The following is a 19977-nucleotide window of genomic DNA, read 5'->3' as shown; positions in this document are numbered from 1 at the left end:
GACGGGAAGGTGTTTATAGGCTTAGTTTGTAATCAGAACTTTATCGATGTGGTGAATTTTTTCACCTTTATAAAAGATGCTCACGCCGGAAACATTAGAGTCCCCCAGTGCTTTATATTCGACAACTTTGTCTGTTTCAACTTGCAGCGAAATTTCGTTGGAGTTTTCAAGAATCAACTCCAGTCGCAGATCAAAGGATTTATCCTGAAGATCGGTCATTACCAGCTTGGGGGTAATGCCTGTGTGTGCAACGGTTACGGTGCCGAAAGCGCGGAAAGAAGCTGCGCCAGGCATACGGTCAATTTGTGCGGTCCAGTCTTTGGTTTTAATGCTCATAGTGTGTAACTCCTTTAATTAGGTTTGATTGCTTCCTGCACGATCAAGGTAACTAGGTGAAGTTGTTTTTGGAAGAGGGTTGTTATTTGCATTTGTAAGTTTGAGTGTTTTGTTTTTTGCACTTGTAGCAACTAAGACCCTGCTACTTTGAGTGAGTCGATCAGGGAGGGTTGTTAGCCTAAGGGTGTGCTTCGGTTGCGCTGCGGCTCTGATAATGAGTGCTACATGAAGCGCGCACGCCTGAAAACGAGGGATTCGGTTGCGCAATGAGCAGGCAAAAAGCCAATTCATGTAGTATAACTACAAGCTTGCTACATCCCCGGCGCCTGCCAATAACAAAGAGTCCAGCCCCTTGAATCTGCTGCAACACATCGCCCAGTCACGCCACCTGTTACGCAAGTCGGAGCTCAAGGTCGCCGACCACGTGCTGCTTGACCCGGCGGCGGTGATGCACAGCTCCATGGCCGACCTGGCCCACAGCGTGGGCATCAGCGAGCCGACCATCGTGCGGTTCTGCCGCGCCATCGGTTGTTCCGGGTTTCAGGATCTGAAACTGAAGCTGGCGCAAAGCCTGGCGGCCGGTGCGAGCTTCGGCCAGTTCGCGATCCATGAAGACGATTCGGTCGCCGACTACAGCCTGAAGATTTTCGACACGACCCTGCACACCCTGATGGAGGTTCGCGAGAAGCTCGACCCGGTGGAGTTGCAGCGAGCGGTATCGCTGATGTCCCAGGCCCAGCGTGTCGAGTTTTATGGCTTTGGCGCGTCAGGTGCGGTGGCGGCGGATGCCCAGCACAAATTCTTCCGGTTGCTGCTGACGGCAGCCGCGTATTCCGACCCGCACATGCAGGCGATGTCGGCGGTCACCTTGAAGCCGACTGACGTGGCGATCTGCATTTCCCAGTCCGGGCGTTCCAAGGATCTGTTGATTACCGCGAATCTGGTGCGTGAAAGCGGTGCCTCGCTTATCACCTTGTGTCCGAGCCAGACACCGTTGGCCGAGCTGTCGACCGTCAACCTGGCCATCGACGTGCATGAAGACACCGAAATCTATACACCGCTGACCTCGCGCATCGCCCATTTGGTGGTGATCGACGTGTTGGCGATGGGCGTAGCCATGGCGCGCGGGCCGAGCCTGGTCAACCACCTCAAGAGCGTCAAGCGCAGCCTGCGCAGCTTGCGGTTGTCGCCCAAATCGGTGAAAGCCCTGGACGACTGATTCGTCTTGAGGGCGTCTTCGCGGGCAAGCCTCGCTCCTACAAACAATGCAAACCTGTAGGAGCGAGGCTTGCCCGCGAAGGCGTCCTCAAACATGACAACTTTCATCTGCCTGTAACGCGCAAGCCGCCAAACCGTCATCCCTCGCGCCCATCCTGTAACTCCCGTAATCGCCTTGGGAGACTCGAAATGGCCCAGCCCTACGAAGAACGCAACAGCGCCGTCAAAACCCGTCGTCAGCAAGAAGACCAGCGCCGCATGGAATTTCGCCGCGCTATCGAAGATCGCTGCGAACGCCGCCAGTTGCTGGCCGAGATCGGTGATTTTCCCGAGCTGGAACTCAACTACTGGCAGGCAGCTCCCGCAACTTCCCGTCGAAACGCTCAACCAGGGCGCTGATCTGCACCCGTTCGCTGCGGATAAACGCAAGGAATGCGTGAGCCACCGGCGACAGCCGTTTGGCCTTGGCCTGCACCAGGCACCAGCTGCGAAACAGTGGCAGTTCTTCGACCGGTAACTCGATCAGTCCGCCGGTCGCCAACTCCAGGTTCAGGGCGTGGCGCGTCAACAGCGCGACGCCCAGACCCGCCAGTACACATTCACGCTGAGCTTCGGCCGATGCGACCTCTTGGGTCTGGTTGAAATGCACGCGCTTCTCTTTGAAATACTCTTCGCACGCCAGTCGCGTCCCCGAGCCGGGTTCGCGCAGTAGCAGCGTGTAGGGTTCGAGGTCCTGCAAGCGCAACGGTCCCATATGGCACAGCGGATGATCCGGCGGCGCCACGGCCACGATCGGATTGTTGAGGAACGGCAGGAACTCCAGCCCCATGTCCTGCGGCACCATGGACATGATCACCAGGTCGTCGCGGTTGTCGGAGAGACGGCGGATCACTTGCCCACGGTTGACCACGGTCAGTTGCAGATTCACTTCCGGATGCTGGCGCTTGAACGCGGCAAACAGGTGCGGCACGAAATACTTGGCGCTGGATTCCACCGCCAGTTTCAGTTGCCCCTGCAGTGATCCCTGCATGTCCGACAGCTGCATGTCGAGGTTTTCCAGGCGCCCGAAAATATCCCGGCTGGCCCGCTGAAGCGCTTCAGCCGCTTCGGTCATGTAGAGTTTTTTGCCGACGTAATCGAACAAAGGCTGACCAATCAGCTCCTCAAGTTGACGAATCTGCAGGCTCACGGCAGGTTGTGTGAGCGACATTTCGTCCGCCGCACGGCTGTAAGACCGTAAATCACAGACCTCATTGAAGATCTGCAATTGACGCAATGTCATACGCATCAATGACTTACGCATTATCTGAAAGCTCCTGCCGCAGGCTGATACATCAACTATAAGTCTTTACTTATGCCTGACCCAATAATTAATCATTTTTGTTAATCCCTTGCGGGGGCTAGTGTGGGCCTGCGACTGAATTGAAACATTTGGTCACGCGTCGACCTGGTCTAGCAGGTCGTGGGTACCACCGGCTCAAGGGAAACTCCAAGTGATAACAAAGATCCTGATCGCCAACCGTGGTGAGATTGCCGTACGAATCGTGCGAGCCTGCGCCGAGATGGGCATTCGCTCGGTTGCGATCTATTCCGACGCCGACCGCCATGCCTTGCATGTGAAGCGTGCGGATGAAGCCCACAGCATCGGTGCCGAGCCACTGGCCGGTTACCTGAATGCGCGCAAGCTGGTGAATCTGGCAGTAGAAACCGGTTGTGATGCGTTGCATCCCGGCTACGGTTTCCTCTCGGAAAACGCTGAGCTGGCAGATATCTGCGCAGAACGCGGCATCAAGTTCATCGGTCCATCGGCTGAAGTGATTCGCCGCATGGGCGACAAGACTGAAGCCCGTCGCAGCATGATCAAGGCTGGCGTACCCGTCACCCCGGGTACCGAGGGCAACGTCGCGGACATCGCCGAAGCCTTGGTCGAAGGCGACCGCATCGGATATCCGGTGATGCTCAAGGCGACTTCTGGTGGTGGTGGCCGTGGTATCCGTCGCTGCGACAGCCGAGAAGAACTTGAACAAGCATTCCCTCGAGTCATTTCTGAAGCCACCAAGGCCTTCGGTTCGGCGGAAGTGTTCCTGGAAAAATGCATCGTCAACCCGAAACACATCGAAGCGCAGATCCTCGGCGACAGCTTTGGCAATGTGGTGCACCTGTTCGAACGTGACTGCTCGATCCAGCGCCGCAACCAGAAGCTCATCGAGATCGCGCCAAGCCCGCAACTGACCCCGGAACAGCGCGCCTACATCGGCGACCTGTCGGTGCGCGCAGCCAAGGCAGTGGGTTACGAGAACGCCGGCACCGTGGAGTTCCTGCTCGCCGAGGGCGAGGTGTACTTCATGGAGATGAACACCCGGGTGCAGGTTGAACACACCATCACCGAAGAAATCACCGGCATCGACATCGTGCGTGAGCAGATCCGCATCGCGTCCGGCCTGCCGCTTTCGGTGAAACAGGAAGACATCCAGCACCGCGGTTTCGCGCTGCAATTCCGGATCAACGCCGAAGACCCGAAAAACAACTTCCTGCCGAGCTTCGGCAAGATCACCCGTTACTACGCACCCGGCGGTCCTGGCGTGCGTACCGATACGGCGATCTACACCGGCTACACCATTCCGCCGTTCTACGACTCCATGTGTCTGAAACTGGTGGTGTGGGCGCTGACCTGGGAAGAGGCGATGGACCGTGGCTTGCGCGCCCTCGACGACATGCGTCTGCAAGGGGTCAAGACCACCGCCGCGTACTACCAGGAAATCCTGCGTAACCCGGAATTCCGTAGCGGCCAGTTCAATACCAGCTTCGTTGAAAGCCACCCTGAACTGACCAATTACTCGATCAAGCGCAAACCCGAAGAGCTGGCCCTGGCCATCGCCGCCGCCATCGCCGCCCACGCAGGCCTGTGAGGAATAGAACAATGAGCAAGCAAATCCACGTTACCGACACAATCCTGCGCGACGCCCACCAATCGCTGCTCGCCACCCGCATGCGCACCGAAGACATGCTGCCGATCTGCGACAAGCTCGACAAAGTCGGCTACTGGTCGCTGGAGTGCTGGGGCGGCGCGACGTTCGACGCCTGCGTACGCTTCCTCAAAGAAGACCCGTGGGAGCGTCTGCGCCAACTGCGCGCGGCGTTGCCTAACACCCGTTTGCAAATGCTGCTGCGTGGCCAGAACCTGCTGGGCTACCGCCATTACAGCGACGACGTGGTCAAGGCCTTCGTTGCCAAGGCGGCGGTCAACGGCATCGACGTGTTCCGCATCTTCGACGCCATGAACGACGTGCGTAACCTGCGCGTGGCCATCGAAGCGGTGAAAGCGGCGGGCAAACACGCCCAAGGCACCATCGCCTACACCACCAGCCCGGTGCACACCATCGAGGCATTCGTGAACCAGGCCAAGCAAATGGAAGCCATGGGTTGCGATTCGGTGGCAATCAAGGACATGGCCGGCCTGCTGACCCCATATGCCACAGGCGAACTGGTCAAGGCACTGAAAGCCGAGCAGTCGCTGCCTGTGTTCATTCACTCGCACGACACCGCTGGCCTGGCTGCGATGTGCCAGATGAAGGCCATCGAAAACGGTGCCGACCACATCGACACCGCGATCTCCAGCTTCGCCTGGGGCACCAGCCACCCTGGCACCGAGTCGATGGTCGCCGCCCTTAAAGGCAGCGAATTCGACACTGGCTTGAACCTGGAACTGCTGCAAGAGATCGGCCTGTACTTCTACGCCGTGCGCAAGAAGTACCACCAGTTCGAAAGCGAATTCACCGCCGTCGACACCCGCGTGCAAGTCAACCAGGTACCGGGCGGCATGATCTCCAACCTGGCCAACCAGCTCAAAGAGCAGGGCGCGCTGAACCGCATGAGCGAAGTGCTGGCCGAAATCCCGCGCGTTCGTGAAGACCTCGGTTTCCCGCCGCTGGTAACCCCGACCTCGCAGATCGTTGGCACCCAGGCGTTCTTCAACGTGCTGGCCGGCGAGCGCTACAAAACCATCACCAACGAAGTGAAGCTCTACCTGCAAGGCGGCTACGGCAAGGCGCCAGGCACCGTAAACGAAAAACTGCGTCGCCAGGCCATCGGCAGCGAAGAAGTGATCGACGTTCGTCCGGCTGACCTGCTCAAGCCGGAAATGACCAAGCTGCGTGCCGAAATCGGCGCCGTGGCCAAGTCTGAAGAAGACGTGCTGACCTACGCGATGTTCCCGGACATCGGTCGCAAATTCCTCGAGGAACGCGCTGCCGGCACCCTCACTCCAGAAGTGCTGTTGCCGATTCCGGAAGCGGGCGGCGTAGCCTCTGCCGGCGGCGAAGGCGTGCCGACCGAGTTCGTCATCGACGTCCACGGCGAAACCTACCGCGTCGACATCACCGGTGTCGGCGTCAAGGCTGAAGGCAAGCGTCACTTCTACCTGTCCATCGACGGCATGCCGGAAGAAGTGGTGTTCGAACCACTCAACGAATTCGTCAGCGGCGGCAGCAGCAAGCGCAAACAAGCCACGGCACCGGGCCACGTCAGCACCACCATGCCGGGCAACATCGTCGACGTGCTGGTCAAGGAAGGCGACGTTGTGAAAGCCGGCCAGGCCGTGCTGATCACCGAAGCGATGAAGATGGAAACCGAAGTGCAGGCGGCCATCGCCGGCAAAGTCACCGCCATCCACGTGGCCAAGGGCGACCGGGTCAACCCGGGCGAAATCCTGATCGAGATCGAAGGCTGAGTTAACAGCCTCGATACAACGCTTTAAACCTCGGGGGGGCATGTGCTCCCCTTTTTTTTCGCCCGGTATTTATGGGGTTTAGAAGGTCATTCGCCATTGGCCCGTGATGCCATGATTTCGGCTGTCGGTGCCGATCTCCCCGGTGACGCCAACGCCCAGCGTATGCCGCGCCGAAAGCGACAGGTCGAGCCCGGCATCGAGCATCACGCTGTTGCGATCCAGCGGCGCACCTTCCACGGTGAAACGCGTGCCTCCGGTCGCCAGTTTTTGCCGGGTGTGGCTTAAGACCTCTCCATAGGTATGTTTCCAGCCAGCGCTCAGATGTGGGGTCAACTTGATTCCGTTGTTCAGCGTGTTGAGCTTCGCCACGCGCAGACCGAAGGTGCTGTTGACGTTGTTCCGTGTTTGTCCCAAGACTTTCAGGGTCGCGTCCCCACCTTTTTCCGTATAGCCGTCGCGTTGATAGCGCTGATAGCCGAGGCTGGCGAACGGCTCGATGGTATAGACGTCGCGACCCACGTTGTAACCCACTTCCGCAAAGGCTTGCTGCGTATTGGCGTCGTATCGACCTTTGGGGTTGTCGCTGAATCCGTTGAAGGCTACTCGACGTTTGGTGCTGCCATCGTGGCTGTTATGGGAGAGCCCCATACGAAGCGACATCGGTCCATTCCGGCGCAGTGCATAGGCCCCCAAATGCCAGCTATCGAGGCGACCATCGAGTGTGCGGCTATCCAGGCGAGTGTCGGATTTGCCGCCGATCACACCCAGGCGCCATTCCTCATCAACTCTCCAATCAGCGCCCATTACCAGACCCTTGGTGGAATGTTGCAGAGCGTCAAAATCACGATCCACTTTTCCACCGTGCCCCAGTGCTTGCAGCCAGACTCTGCCTTCGTTTTCGCTACCGGCAGCCAGGCGAGGTGAGCTGCTTCGCCTGCCGGGTTTGCTATAGGCGTCATCCAACTGACGCATGGCCGAAAGCATGCTGGCGCTCACCGGAGCGTCGCTGTTCAGCGTTATCTTGGCGAGATTGGCGGTGCTGTAACCAGCGAGTTGATCGAGGGCATTGGCCGCAGTATCCACGGTCGAACCGAGCAGGGCAGTAATGGCGGCATTTGCCGAGGCGGCAGGCTCCACAACACTCAGGGCAAAGTTCTCACTGTTGTTGTCGAGGGCGAAGTCATCCAGTGGCAATTCGTTGCGAGTGTATTGCAGCATCACCTCGGTTTCGGACTGGAATAGTTTTGGAGTCAGGTACGCCAGATTACTGGTGACACGATCGAATTCACCGTCCACTTTGCTGGCTCGGAGCAGGGTGTATACGTTGCTGGTTGAATAGCTGCCCGGCAGTGCAGCGACATTCAGAGAGGCGTTCCAAAGGTCCGCAACACCGTCGACCACAAGGGTTGGCATTTGACCGGCAGCGGTTACTGCGTAAGACAGCGTGGCGTTTCGCGTAAGGATCAGGTCTCCTTTGACGTGTGGCGCCCCCAGCGCCTCAGTGACCATTAACGTGCCCCCTACGAACAAGTCGCGAACTTCACCGTGCCCACCGTAGGTGCCACCCTCGAAAACGTCGACATCACCCGCGATACTGCCCATGTTGAACAGCTTCGCACCGTTCAACACTTCTGCTCCTACGTCAAAGTCACCTTTGCCGGTCAAGGACCAGGCACCTCGGGCAACTCGCAACCCAAGGAAGTTACGGGTCTGGCCGAGTACGCCACCTTCGGGGGAGTCCAGGAGTATGCCGTTCACCCCGTCGCCGCCCTGTATTTCCCCTGAAAAGCTGGCGCCCTTGTTGATTATCAACAGGTCATTTGCGTCCCCTAGCGACAGTGAGACGCCGTCGATGCTTGTGTACCGCCCTGACGCAGTAGTGCGCTTGGTTGTGTCGGCTTTTGCAAAGTCCTCGAACGTGAGCGGGACGTCGTCGTTTACCGGTTCGGAAGGTGTGTCAGGTGTCTTGTGGGCCTGATTATGCTGTTCCGTCGCAGGGATCAATTTCCCGGTCGTTAACAGGTCATTGATGGCCGGTTCGGCGGCGATGCGCTCTGCGACTTTTTCGGGCAGGTTTGGTAAGAGTGAATCGTTGAGAGTTTCGGGAAACTCGTAGAGGTCTGCGTAAAGATCCACAGGTTCTGGAGCCGGTGGTGCGGATACCACCGGAATGGACGATTCTATCGGCTCAGGCGCAGCGGCGTTGGCGGCATGCGACATAGGGCCAATGAAATTTTTGATCGCCAGAAGGTCATCTCTTTTAGGCCAAGGCGTTGCACGAGCCTTCTTGGCGGGGGCTTCGATGACGGTATCGAGCTCTGCTTGCTGAGCCATGGACAACTCGATGCTGCCGAGTGTGAGGGCGACCGCCAACGCGATTCGGTGCGGGCGATGAGGGTAAGGCTTGGGCATTGAGTACGACCTCGTTTTTCAGGAGGTCGAACTTTAGGAGGCAGGCCCTGGCCTTGAATGCCGGGCGTTTCCGGCATTTTTGCAGGGTCTTGGACATTCGGTTGTAGCTAATATTTAACCCTGAAGTCTAATCGCGCAGTGGCCTTCATGAGCGAGCGTTTTTGCCTACAGCATTTCAGGACTGGTCTGTTTGTTACGACTTGGAAACTCGTCTACCCACAGCTCATCGCGTTGAGCCAAAGGCTGTGACGCCTCGATTCATTGCTCTGGAGGTACTTGTAGGAGCCCGGCTTGCCGGCGATGGCGTCCTTGAGATCGCCATCGCCGGCAAGCCGGCTCCTACAAGGGTTGCGCAGGTTCGAAAGCTGCAGTCCTTCGCTAACTACGACTCAAATACGCCTTCCCATAATGCCGCTCCATCCGCGCCTGAATCAGCTCCAACCCAATCGACATCACCCAGTAAATCACCGCCGCCGTCGTCAGCATCTCGATGTAGCGATAGCTCGAGCGCCCATACGACTGCGCCAGAAACATCACCTCCCAAACACCCATCACCGAGATCAGTGACGAGTCTTTGAGCATCGAGATGAATTGGTTGGTGGTCGGCGGGATGATGGTGCGCATGGCTTGCGGCAGGGTGACGCGCCAGAAGATCACGGTTTCGCGCATGCCCAGTGCCAGCGAGGCTTCACGCTGGCCGTGGGGGACGCCGAGGATGCCGGCGCGGAAGATTTCGCTCAGGTACGCGCCGTAGTTCAGCGACAGGGCGATGATGCCGGCGACGACGGCGCCCGGCACGATGCCGAGTTGCGGCAGGCCGAGGTAGATCAGCAGGATCTGGATCAGCAGCGGAGTGCCGCGAAAGAACGAGGCGTAGAAACTCGCAATCCCGAAGGCCACGGCGCTTTTCGACAGCCGTGCGAGGGCGGTGATGAAGCCCAGCAGCGACGACGCGACGATTGAGCACAGGCACAAAAACAGGGTCAGCGCCGCGCCTTGCAGAAAGCCGTTCGGCGCCAGGTGCAGGCCGATCAGGTTGGGCAGCTTGTCGAGGATGATCGAGAACTTCAGGTCGAAGCTCAGGAAGAAACTGGCGAACAGACCCAGCATTGCCGCCCAGGTCAGGTACAGCCGCGTGCGAAAACCGAAGATCCGTTGCAGCCGGGACTCAGCCACCGGTTGTGGCGGCTGAGGTGGGTTGGGAAAGGAAGTCATTTGCTGATGTCGGCGCCGATCCATTTTTGCGAGAGTTTGCTCAGGGTGCCGTCCTGTTTCAGTTGCGCGAAGACGTCACGCACCTTGGCGTCCCACTGTGCATCGCCTTTTTCGATGGCCACCGAGTTTGGCTCCGAGTACAGCGGTTCGCCGGCAAGCTTGAAGCGTTTGTCTTCGGTCAGGCGCGGCTGCGCGGTGACCAGGTTGGTGAGGACCGCATCCAGTCGCACGCCAGCGCCCAGCCCCAGGTCCTGGAACGCCACGTTGTCGGTGTCGTACGGGGCGATCTGCACGTTTTCAAACGGGTACTGCAACTGCGTGTCTTCGGCGCCTTCGATCACCAGGTTTTTGTTCAGGTAGCTTTCGTAGCTGGAAGCACTGGTGAGGCCGACTTTCTTGCCGCTCAGGTCCTTGGCGTTGTGGATGCTGTCGTCCTTGGCGTTGACCACGATCACCGCGGGTGAGGCGTAGTACTCGACCGGGAAATCAAAGACTTCGGCGCGGGCCTTGCTCGGGGTCATGGAGCAGATGCAAATGTCGTAGCGCCCGCTCCAGCGGCCGGCAGCGATCACGTCCCAGGAAGGTGTTTCGAGGCGCAATTTGACCCCGAGTTTATTGGCCACGGCTTTGGCCACATCAACGTCGAAGCCGTCGAGCTGGTTCTGGTCATTGAGGAACGAGAAGGGCGGATAGCTTTCCATCAGCACGCCGACCAGTTCTTTCTTTTGCTCGATGCGGTCCAGCGTGGCGCCGCCGAAGGCTTGGGTGGAGGCAGCCAGAATCGTCAGGCCCAGGGCCAGTAGTGGTTGAAGTTTCACAGTCGAGCCCTAAAAAAAAATGGTTGTTATTAACCGGATGGTGCGTATTAAATAGTTATAAGAACGACTCTGGTAGTGAGTTATTTTCATAAGCATATGAGTGAAAAGCATATGAGCGCAGCAAGCACAGTGATTCTGGATGGCGGCATGGGTCGTGAGTTGCAGCGCCGCGGTGCGCCGTTCAGACAGCCGGAATGGTCGGCGCTGGCCTTGAGCGAAGCGCCGCAGGCCGTCGAGGCGGTGCACGCGGCTTATATCGAAAGCGGCGCGAACGTGATCACCAGCAACAGCTATGCGGTGGTGCCTTTTCACATTGGCGAAGAACGTTTTGCGGCTGAGGGTCGAGCCCTCGCGGCGTTGGCCGGGGAGTTGGCCAGGCGTGCGGTGGACGCTGCGGGCAAACCGGTGCGTGTGGCGGGTTCATTGCCGCCGTTGTTCGGTTCCTATCGGCCGGATTTGTTCGACGCGACTCGGGTGACGGAATTGCTCGCGCCGCTGGTCGAGGGGCTGGCCCCGCATGTCGACCTGTGGCTGGCTGAAACCCAAAGCTCCATCGTGGAAGCGCGAGCGATTCACGCCGGTCTGCCGAAGGACGGCAAGCCGTTCTGGCTGTCGTTTACCCTGAAGGATGAGGACACGGACGAAGTCCCGCGTTTGCGTTCCGGCGAACCTGTGGCCGAAGCCGCTGCGGTGGCTGCGCAGCTGGGCGTCGAGACGTTGCTGTTCAACTGCAGCCAGCCGGAAGTGATCGGTGCGGCGATTGATGCGGCGCGGGCAACGTTCGAGCGTCTGGGGGTGAAGATTCACATCGGCGCGTACGCCAATGCCTTCCCGCCGCAACCGAAAGAGGCGACAGCCAATGATGGTCTGGACCCGTTGCGCGACGATCTGGACCCGCCGGGCTACCTGCATTGGGCGGCGGACTGGAAAGAGCGCGGTGCCAGCCATTTGGGTGGGTGCTGCGGGATTGGGCCGGAGCATATTGCGGTGCTTGCCCAGAAATTGGTGTGATGCCATTCGCGGGCAAGCCTCGCTCCTACAGGTTCGTATGATCCCGTAGGAGCGAGGCTTGCCCGCGAAGGCGTCCGTCCAGGCGCCGCTGATTTACCCGCGACACTCAGCCAGAGTTTTCACCTGCCCCGACCCCGTCTGATTCTCATCACTCAACCACCGCTCAAACCCCGCCCCAACCACCGGCCATTCCGAATCCAGAATCGAATACCAGGCCGTATCCCGGTTCTGCCCCTTCACCACCATGTGCTGGCGGAACACCCCTTCAAAACTGAACCCCAAGCGCTCAGCCGCGTACTTGGAGCGAGCGTTGCCGTTGTTGCATTTCCACTCCAGACGCCGGTAGCCCAGCGCGAACGACTCTTTGGCCAGCAGATACACAGCCTCGGTACTTTTCGGCGAACGCTGCATCGGCGCACCGAAGGTGACGTGGCCGATTTCAATACGGCCCTGAGACGGAACGATCGACATCAAGCTGAGAATGCCTTGCACATCGCCGCTGGCACGGTCGATCACGCTGAAGAAATACGGGTCGCTGTTGGCCGCGTGATTGTTCAGCCAGTCGTTGAAAACGCTGCGCTCCGGGAAAGGACCGTAAGGCAAATAATCCCAGAGTTTCGGGTCGGCACCGGGGCCTTGCAGGGCTTTGAACAAACCGTCGCCATGGCGTGCCGGGTCGAGTTTTTCCAGGCGGATGAAGCGCCCTTCGATGGTTTGCACCGTTGGCGCCGGGACGCCTTTCCAGTCTGCGAGTGAAGTCGTCATGTCGTTCTCCTTGAACCTTAAAGGGCTTTGCGGAACTGGATGAAACCAGGGCGCTCGGCGATGCGCTCGTAGAGCTGGATCGCGGTGGCGTTGGTTTCGTGGGTCAACCAGTGGACCTTGCAGCAGCCGTCCGCTTTGGCGGTCGCGTAGACAAATTCGATCAGTTTTCGGCCGACGCCGGTGCCGCGGGTTTCGGGTGTTACCAACAGGTCTTGCAGGTAGCAGGAGTTTTCGATGCTCCAGTTCGACCGATGGTAGATGAAGTTCACCATGCCGACCGCTTTGCCATCGCTCCACGCCAATGCCGAATGAGTCGGTTCATTCGAGTCGAGCAGGCGTTGCCATGTGCTGTCCGTGACCGCCTCAGGCAGTTCGGTGTTGTAGAAGCGCAGGTAGGCTTGCCACAACGGCAGCCACGCAGTGTGATCAGCAGCGGTGACCTGGCGGATTTCAATCTGACTCATGTTCAATCCTTAGCGCATCAAGTGGGCGAGGGCCTGGTCGTGCACGTTGGGGCTGGCGGCGAGCCCCTCGCGCACACCGGCGATGTCTGCGGTGCTGCGGTTCTGGCTGAGTTTGCGTTTGCCTTCCAGGCGCTGGATCGGCAGGGCAAACCCGACGATGGCCTTGAGCATGCCGTCGATGTAGTCGGCGGGTGCATCGGCAACCTTCCATGGTTGGTCGCGACCGGCTTCATGGCGATCGGTCAACGTACTGACCAGGTTGAGCAGGCGGTCGGCGTCGGTGAAAACCTCTGCGGTGCCGTAAGCGTGTACGGCGACGTAGTTCCAGGTCGGTACGACTTTGCCGTGCTCGGCTTTGCTCGGATAAAAGCCCGGGCTGATGTACGCGTCGGCACCGGCGAAAATGACCAGCGCTTCGGCACCGTTTTGCAGTGCCTTCCAGTGCGGGTTGGCCCGGGCGAAATGACCGTACAGGGTGCCATTCGGACCTTGGTCAGGGCTGAACAGCAACGGCAGGTGACTGGCTTGCAGGCCTTGCTCGTCGTGGGTAATCACCACGGCAAGACGCGTGTCGAGTATCTGCTGCTGCAGTTCATGCAAATCTTTGATGGCAAAGCCGCTGGGGTTGTACATGGAAAAATTCCTTGGCGAATGCATCCATCCTAGGCAGGCTATTGGTCTGTTGTAAGAGCCATTAACGACCAATTTCATAGGTCCATTGCCATGAGCGAAGCGCCGCTTTCCCTATCGTTCAACCCCGCCGGTATCGAACTTGATCGCCGTCAGGGGCTTAGTCGTCAGCTCTATCAGGCCTTGCGCCTGCGGGTGCTCGACGGGCGATTGGCCAGTGGCACTCGATTGCCGGCCAGCCGGGACTTGGCGGCGGCGTTGGCGATTTCCCGCAACAGCGTGGTTCGCGCCTACGATCAGCTCTACGCAGAAGGCTTCATCGAGGGACGTGTCGGGGACGGGACTTACGTCGCGCAATTGCCTCAAGCGGCGTTGCCCACGAAAAAACTATCCACAAAAGTATCCACAGGGTTGTCAACAGGGTTACCCACAGCCTTATCCACAAATTGGCTGGATTTACCTGTGGTTTCATCCAGTAAAGTTATCCACAGCGGAGCGCTGGGGCGCGTTGAAAAGAACCATTTGGCCACGCCGCCCAGCGGTCCGCCTCGGGCTTTTCGGGTGGGCGTTCCGGCGTTCGACCTGTTTCCCTTCGAGGTGTGGGCCAAGCTGAATGCGGCTTTCTGGCGTAAACCGGATTTGCAGCAGCTGTGTTATGGCGATCCGGCGGGCGATGCGCGCTTGCGCGGCCTGATCGCCGCTTATTTGCGCAGTTCGCGGGGGATGCAGTGCACGGCTGAGCAAATAGTGATCACCAGCGGCGCACAGCAGGGGATTAGCCTTTGTGCACAGCTGCTGGTGGAGCCGGGCGACGGGGTGGCGATTGAAAATCCGGGGTATCGGGCGGCAGGTCATGCGTTCGCCGTGGCCGGGGCGAAATTGCATGGGGTGGCGGTGGACGGCGAGGGCATCGACTGCACCGAACTGGCCCGGCTCAGCGATTGTCGACTGGCCTATGTCACGCCTTCGCATCAATACCCGACCGGCGTGGTAATGAGCCTGGCGCGGCGACTTGAATTACTCGCTTGGGCGGAGCGTAACCAAGGCTGGATCGTCGAGGACGACTACGATGGCGAATACCGTTACAGCGGCGCACCCCTGGCGCCGTTGGCGGCACTCGATCGGCAGGGCCGGGTCTTGTACGTCGGGACCTTTGGCAAAGTTGCATTCCCGGCGTTGCGCCTGGGTTATCTGGTGTTGCCGCCGGCTCTGGTGCAGGCGTTTTCTCAACGTCGAGCGGTGGACGTCCGGCATTCCGAAGTCAGCACCCAGGCGGTGATGGCCGAGTTCATGGCCGCCGGGCATTTCCAGCGGCACATCCGCCGCATGCGCCGTGCCGCCCTGAGTCGACGCAATACGTTGCTGGCGGGCTGGCCGCAGAACATCCCCGGCATCGGCAGCCTGCCGAGTGTCGCGGCAGGGCTGCATCTGACGGTGGCGGTCGACTCACAGGCGCGCGAGTACGAATTGATAGAAAAAGCCGCCAGCGTCGATGTCGAGATCAATGCGCTGAGCAGCTATTGGTTGCCGGATTCGCAGAAACCGGTTGACCAGCGTGCCGGGCTGGTCCTGGGTTTCGCGGCCGTGCCCGAGGTGGCCATCAGCACCGCACTCGGACGACTGGAAAAGGTCTGGCGGCGTTAAGCAGTCACGGCTCACCCCGACGCAAGACTTACGATTTTGAGGCCGACGGCAGCACCTTCGCGAAAAACAGTGCAGTCGCCAGTTGTGGGCTGATTTCGCTGCGATAGATCGCAATCGCGTGCAGGTCGTCATTTGCACTGCGCGCCTCGGATGCGCCGCCCAGCAGCCGTTGCTGCACGGTTTTCAGATGCGCCGCCGTGAACGTCTGGACAGGCGACGCGGGCTGCGCATAGTGAAAGTGTGCATACCACAGAACATTTTTGCCGGTGTGGTCACGGACCTCATATTCCTCGAGGTAGTCTTTTTTACGGCTTTTGAGCAAGCGTCGGCCGGGGTTTCTGACGATATCGACCTGACCTTCGCTTTGCAGCCACTGGACCCGCTCTGCCGTCGGCGGCTGCAGTTTTGTCATGCTGATTCGCGTTGCGCGTCCTTGGCTGTAGAGGCGGGTTGCTCCGTCATTCAGATGCTTGACCAGTGTCACGGCAGACCCCGGACCGTCATCGGTGGCGTTGCTGGAAATCAGCGCTTCGTCGATTGCCTTGGCGGCCTCCTGCAGTCGATGGGCCTGCTGATGGAACATTTCCTCGATTTCCACGGGAATTCGCCGCGCTCCTTTTGAATGGGCGTCCGTTCGACGGATGAATGCCTCCAGCCCGTCCAGCATTGCCTGACCTTGAACAACGCTTGTACCCAAATCAGGTTGGACGACGGCAGGGGAAACCGGTTTCGCGGCCACTCGTTCAACCCACACTCCTGGGGTTTTCTCATGAAAGGTCGAGATGACTTTGCCTGTCAGCGTCGAGGTTACGTCGACCAGTTCTGATCCGTCCGCCACGGCATCGGCGCGTAGTTGGCCGACCACCGTGCCGTTGTAACGGGTCTTGATGATGCGTTTGGCGGGCGCGGTCGGCAGACGGGAAGAGCCTGGTTGCGGTTCGAGCGCCTGGCGCTCGCGCAGCAGGTTCGCCAGGTGCTTCACAGTGCGCTGATGAAACGCGTCGATGCGTTGGCGCATCAGGTCGAGCGAGGGTTGCAGGAACTGACCGGGGAACTCGCCGGGCAGATCGATGATGCGCTGATCGGTGACCGTGAGTTGCTCCACCAGATCACTGAGCCCCTCTATTCGCTCCGGCAAGCGCAACACGTCTTCGTCAGCGGCCAGATCCAGTGAAGCCTGGATGGCGAGCGCTGCGTTTTCGACAACGCTCTCCAGCGCCGGGCGTGCTTCATGCGTGAGCGCAACCGAGGGTGCGAGGCACAACTCCTGGGCCAGCGTGATCTGGAACAGTTTGAGGTCCTGTAAATCGAACGTCGGTATGTTGGCCTTGACGTCGCGGATCACTTCCACGGCTTCTTTGCCGAGCAGGTTCAGTTGCTCGAAGCGCGATTGCGCGAATTCGATTTTGTTGATGTAGCCCTCGGTCAGATCGCTCATGTGTTGAAAGGTCTGTCGGGCGGCCTGCGTGTTTTCCGTTGGTTGTGTGTCGAGAAGATTGAGGGAGAGACGCATTTGATTGTCGAAAACAGGGCGCTGGTGGTCGAACCATTTCTCCAGCAGCGATAGCTGGAAATCCAGGCGGCTGATCATCGCTTTTCGGAAATTGGGAATGGCTTCGCGAGCATTGAACGCTTTCATCTGTTCAATGTTGGCGCTGATGAATGACATCTGCGCATCGAGCATTTCAAGGTACAAGCGGCGATGGGTGTCGGTGGCGCTCGCTGCCTTCGCGTTTTTTTCAGCTTCCTTGAGTTCTGTTTCCCGGCTTTTGACCTGGCTTTCGAACGCTGTCATTTGCTGTTTCAGTTCAGCCAGACGCACTTTGTTTTGCTGTTCCAGCCGCTGCCTCTCCCTGCCCCCGCCCCGCAGCCTCAGCCGTGTATCGATAAACCATTCGCCGCTGGCGTTCTTGATCAGCAACGGCCCGGTGCGCGTGGGGGACTGGCGTGAGTCAATGATTTGCACGTCGTTATTGTCGTTGAGGGTGACTTCGAACCATCGCTGGCCGACCTTCGCATACCATTTTCCGTTTAGTGAACTGAGGTGCTGGTGAGGGCCGGCCACGCTGGAGGCGACGGCCATTCCCTTGGGTTCGGCAATGGCCAGTTCATCCAGCAAGATGCCCAACGCTAGAGGCGGCAGCGTGGCGACGGCGTGCAAAGACGTCTCATGGTCGTGAGGCAGTTGATTAAGGTCGGGCAGGCGAGTGACCGTGATTTTCTGCGCAGGCTTGATGGGCGGTGTGACCGGTGGTGGCTCGAGTTTCTCGGCTAATCGCGAGACCGGTTTATGGCGAGCGGCAGCCCGATGAGCCAGTACCATGCCGAGCATCAACAGCAAATCGGTCACGGCAGACCAGGCAAGTTGGCTGTCTTCGCTTTCTGCGGCATCGGTGATTTCCTGCAAGTCGTCCATGATCTGCCAGATCCACGCGGCAACCCCGGCAGTGCGCCCGAGGAAGGGCAAGGCGACGTTGAACAGCATCCATGCACCGTGCTTGAACGTTTCCCAGCGAGCTTGTGCATTGGACACTGATTGACGGTCAGCCAACGTCATCATGGCGTTGGCATTGGCTTTGAACAGCGGCGCCAGTGAATCATCATCAAGGGCTGCTGCACTGAGCGACACCGCGCCCATCTTGCCCAGCGCCGAGGTGGGATCGACCAGCAATTGGGTCAGGGTCCAGACCGAAGGCAACTCACCGGAAAACACATACTGGGAATAGTTGAAGCGCACGTCGTCGGCCAGCCACGCCAGGACCGATTGGCGAAGGGTTTTTTCATGCTTGATCGCGTACAGCAGATTGGCTTCGTTCGGGTACTGCGTCAGCGAGGGCACGAGCAATGGCCGGTAGAGCAGGCACGGTCCCTGATCAGCGGATCGCGGACCGATGACGAACATATTGGCGACTTCGTCGCCCTTGTTGTCGGCGCTTTCACTGCTGATAAAAGCCAGCGGGCGAATGACAATCTCGTGCCCGTTCACTCGGCGGTCGGCCGTGCTTTGCTGCAGGGCTGCGTTGACGTATTGGTAGCCTCGTTCATCAATGCCGGCTTCGCCGCGCATCTTGTGTTGCAGCGCCTGCAAGGGCAACTGGGTGCGCAGATGACGCGTGTAGAGCGTTTGTCGGCGCAACGATTCTCGCGAGTCATCCAGCAACTTGCGCTTGATCAGCGCGGGGTAAACCGCGCCGATATCAACCTGGGTGACGAGGTTTTCCAGGTAGGCGGGTGTCATCCAGGCGGGCACAGGGTCGCCGTTTTTGTACTGCACCGTCTTGTTGCCCAACGGAACGGCTATCAGGTTTTGCAGTGCCAATTCGATCAGCGACAACGTAACGGTCTGCGTCTTGCCGGGGACCACGAAAGTGCCCAGCACGATGAGGCTGGTGATGCTGATTTGAATGTCTTTCAGATTCAGGTCCGCTGCTGTTGGATGATCTTTGATCATCTGCTCTCGCAGGGTTTGCAGGGTAAATTCCGGCAGTGAAGCGATGCCTTCGTCGAAGGTTTTTCCTGCGTCCTGCTCTCGCAACTGCGCCAGGTCCATCAGGTGTCGGCTGTAACGGGTCAGGTCCGCTGACGATGCGTTGTTCAGCCAGCCTGTCAGTAACCCCTGAACCTGGTTGAAGCGCGACGAAGGCAGGGCTTCAAACTCAGTGAAGCTCTTCGCCGCCGCGCTGATTTGCGGTGAAAGCCTGGTTGGCGTAGTGCTCTGGAATGTATTGAAGGCACCGATGGCTTCGGCTTCGAGTGCGATCAGCGCACACGCTTGATGATGGAAGAAGTTGCCCTCGGGTTCATACAGGCGCCATTGCAGGGTCTGCCCGGTGCTCGACGCCCCAGGGTTTGCAAACAATGTTTCGCCCAGCGCCGCAACAGAGTCGTAACGCCTGAACCCTTCGGTAATCGAGTGGGTCAGCACCAGGGTTCGACTGTCCAACGTACCCACAAACACGGCGATATCCAGAACCCGCAGATGTTTGCTCTGCGCGCTTTCAACGTGTTCGGTATCGATCAGGCAGGCCTTGGTCAGGTACTTGTCCTGTGAGCGCCGTGCTGCCTGATCCGGCTGAGTGAACACGGCAAGGGCCATTGCTTTTTGATCGGCATCCCAGTCGGTGGTCGCATCGAGGTTCCAGATGTCTTGCAGCGCCTGCGAGAGCTGATGCCAGCGTGGGGTCGAAGGGCTTGTCTGCTGATTCCAGTAATCCAGTTGCTGTTGCTGGTAGGCGATGAACAGCTGCGGTGCGAGCGTATTGATCAGCGAACCGATGGCCGTGATGTTCACGGGCAGTTGAGCCGGCGGTGCAACGCCCGGTTGCAGGGTCAGGAAATGCTCGCCATCGATGAACGTCACCGTCGAACCCGACAACCCGAGCCGCACCAACACATCGGTGAGCGATTCATACAGGTCATTGCCCGGCACGACATCGCTGCCGGTATTGACCCAGGTCGGAGTGACGACCGTGGCGAGCGTCGGATCTATCTTCAACTGCGGGTAGAGCGCGTTGAGTGCAGGCGCCAATGCAGTCGCTGCAACCTCTCTGATCGAGGGGCCGGTGACCAGTTGGGTCAGTACATTTTCTGCACTCGGGGAAGGGGTATCGGGCATGGTCGTCTCCTGATTGAGGGTGCGCTGTTGTTGATTGCGCAGCGCTGGATCAGGGGACGGTATCGGGCGGGCTCAGGTGTCTGGCGGTACATAAATATCGCAGGCAAAAAAAAAGACCCG

15 protein-coding genes are annotated in these 19977 nt (G+C 59.1%); 6 read left to right on the top strand and 9 right to left on the bottom strand.

Features of this window, described 5'->3' with window-relative positions:
• Positions 1 to 21: 21 nt before the first annotated feature.
• Positions 22 to 336: a hypothetical protein gene (locus tag KGB25_RS02145; RefSeq protein ID WP_008038170.1), complete on the bottom strand. Its 315-nt coding sequence runs from the start codon at positions 334 to 336 to the stop codon at positions 22 to 24.
• A gap of 352 nt (positions 337 to 688) precedes the next feature.
• Between KGB25_RS02145 and hexR the strand changes: the two genes are divergently transcribed.
• Both hexR and KGB25_RS02135 read left to right on the top strand, forming a co-directional pair.
• Positions 689 to 1555: a transcriptional regulator HexR gene (hexR, locus tag KGB25_RS02140; protein WP_008027445.1), complete on the top strand. Its 867-nt coding sequence runs from the start codon at positions 689 to 691 to the stop codon at positions 1553 to 1555.
• Positions 1556 to 1743: 188 nt separating this feature from the next.
• A complete protein-coding gene (locus tag KGB25_RS02135; protein ID WP_008030742.1) occupies positions 1744 to 1953 on the top strand; it encodes a PA3496 family putative envelope integrity protein in 210 nt (69 codons plus the stop codon).
• On the opposite strand, the gene KGB25_RS02130 is transcribed toward KGB25_RS02135, so the two are convergent.
• Positions 1895 to 2857: a LysR family transcriptional regulator gene (locus tag KGB25_RS02130; RefSeq protein ID WP_008038154.1), complete on the bottom strand. Its 963-nt coding sequence runs from the start codon at positions 2855 to 2857 to the stop codon at positions 1895 to 1897. The genes KGB25_RS02135 and KGB25_RS02130 overlap by 59 nt on opposite strands.
• A gap of 190 nt (positions 2858 to 3047) precedes the next feature.
• Between KGB25_RS02130 and KGB25_RS02125 the strand changes: the two genes are divergently transcribed.
• Positions 3048 to 4463, top strand: coding sequence for an acetyl-CoA carboxylase biotin carboxylase subunit (locus KGB25_RS02125; RefSeq protein WP_008030739.1), 1416 nt, complete (start codon positions 3048 to 3050; stop codon positions 4461 to 4463).
• An 11-nt stretch (positions 4464 to 4474) separates the two neighbouring features.
• On the top strand, positions 4475 to 6283 hold the full coding sequence (gene oadA, locus KGB25_RS02120; protein ID WP_008038148.1) for a sodium-extruding oxaloacetate decarboxylase subunit alpha: 1809 nt from the start codon (positions 4475 to 4477) through the stop codon (positions 6281 to 6283).
• A gap of 78 nt (positions 6284 to 6361) precedes the next feature.
• Here the strand turns inward: oadA and KGB25_RS02115 are convergent, their stop codons facing one another.
• The 3 genes from KGB25_RS02115 to KGB25_RS02105 form a co-directional block, all read right to left on the bottom strand.
• Positions 6362 to 8695, bottom strand: coding sequence for an autotransporter domain-containing protein (locus KGB25_RS02115; protein WP_223434120.1), 2334 nt, complete (start codon positions 8693 to 8695; stop codon positions 6362 to 6364).
• 378 nt (positions 8696 to 9073) lie between these two features.
• On the bottom strand, positions 9074 to 9910 hold the full coding sequence (locus tag KGB25_RS02110) for an amino acid ABC transporter permease (protein WP_008030736.1): 837 nt from the start codon (positions 9908 to 9910) through the stop codon (positions 9074 to 9076).
• The gene (locus KGB25_RS02105; protein ID WP_207284982.1) at positions 9907 to 10728 is read right to left on the bottom strand and encodes an ABC transporter substrate-binding protein; all 822 of its coding nucleotides are present in this window, start codon (positions 10726 to 10728) and stop codon (positions 9907 to 9909) included. Before KGB25_RS02105 ends, KGB25_RS02110 begins: the two co-directional genes overlap by 4 nt.
• Positions 10729 to 10839: 111 nt before the next feature.
• Here KGB25_RS02105 and KGB25_RS02100 point away from each other — a divergent pair, with 111 nt between their 5' ends.
• A complete protein-coding gene (locus tag KGB25_RS02100) occupies positions 10840 to 11739 on the top strand; it encodes a homocysteine S-methyltransferase family protein (RefSeq protein WP_223434119.1) in 900 nt (299 codons plus the stop codon).
• A gap of 93 nt (positions 11740 to 11832) precedes the next feature.
• Here the strand turns inward: KGB25_RS02100 and KGB25_RS02095 are convergent, their stop codons facing one another.
• From KGB25_RS02095 to KGB25_RS02085, 3 genes are read right to left on the bottom strand one after another with little or no spacing between them, the layout of a single operon-like run.
• Positions 11833 to 12504: a GNAT family N-acetyltransferase gene (locus KGB25_RS02095; RefSeq protein ID WP_008030727.1), complete on the bottom strand. Its 672-nt coding sequence runs from the start codon at positions 12502 to 12504 to the stop codon at positions 11833 to 11835.
• A gap of 17 nt (positions 12505 to 12521) precedes the next feature.
• Positions 12522 to 12968, bottom strand: a complete 447-nt coding sequence (locus tag KGB25_RS02090) for a GNAT family N-acetyltransferase (protein WP_223434118.1) — start codon at positions 12966 to 12968, stop codon at positions 12522 to 12524.
• 9 nt (positions 12969 to 12977) lie between these two features.
• Positions 12978 to 13601, bottom strand: coding sequence for an FMN-binding negative transcriptional regulator (locus tag KGB25_RS02085; RefSeq protein ID WP_223434117.1), 624 nt, complete (start codon positions 13599 to 13601; stop codon positions 12978 to 12980).
• Between the two features lie 90 nt (positions 13602 to 13691).
• On the opposite strand from KGB25_RS02085, the gene KGB25_RS02080 reads away from it, so the two are divergent.
• Complete coding sequence (locus KGB25_RS02080) at positions 13692 to 15242, top strand: PLP-dependent aminotransferase family protein (RefSeq protein WP_223434116.1); 1551 nt, start codon at positions 13692 to 13694, stop codon at positions 15240 to 15242.
• A 28-nt stretch (positions 15243 to 15270) separates the two neighbouring features.
• Here the strand turns inward: KGB25_RS02080 and KGB25_RS02075 are convergent, their stop codons facing one another.
• Positions 15271 to 19857 (bottom strand): dermonecrotic toxin domain-containing protein, encoded by a 4587-nt coding sequence (locus KGB25_RS02075; RefSeq protein ID WP_223434115.1) that lies wholly within the window; start codon positions 19855 to 19857, stop codon positions 15271 to 15273.
• Positions 19858 to 19977: the final 120 nt, after the last annotated feature.

Source organism: Pseudomonas sp. BF-RE-21 (assembly GCF_019947305.1).
Lineage (GTDB): Bacteria > Pseudomonadota > Gammaproteobacteria > Pseudomonadales > Pseudomonadaceae > Aquipseudomonas > Aquipseudomonas migulae.
This window is presented reverse-complemented; position numbering and strand designations above follow the sequence as displayed.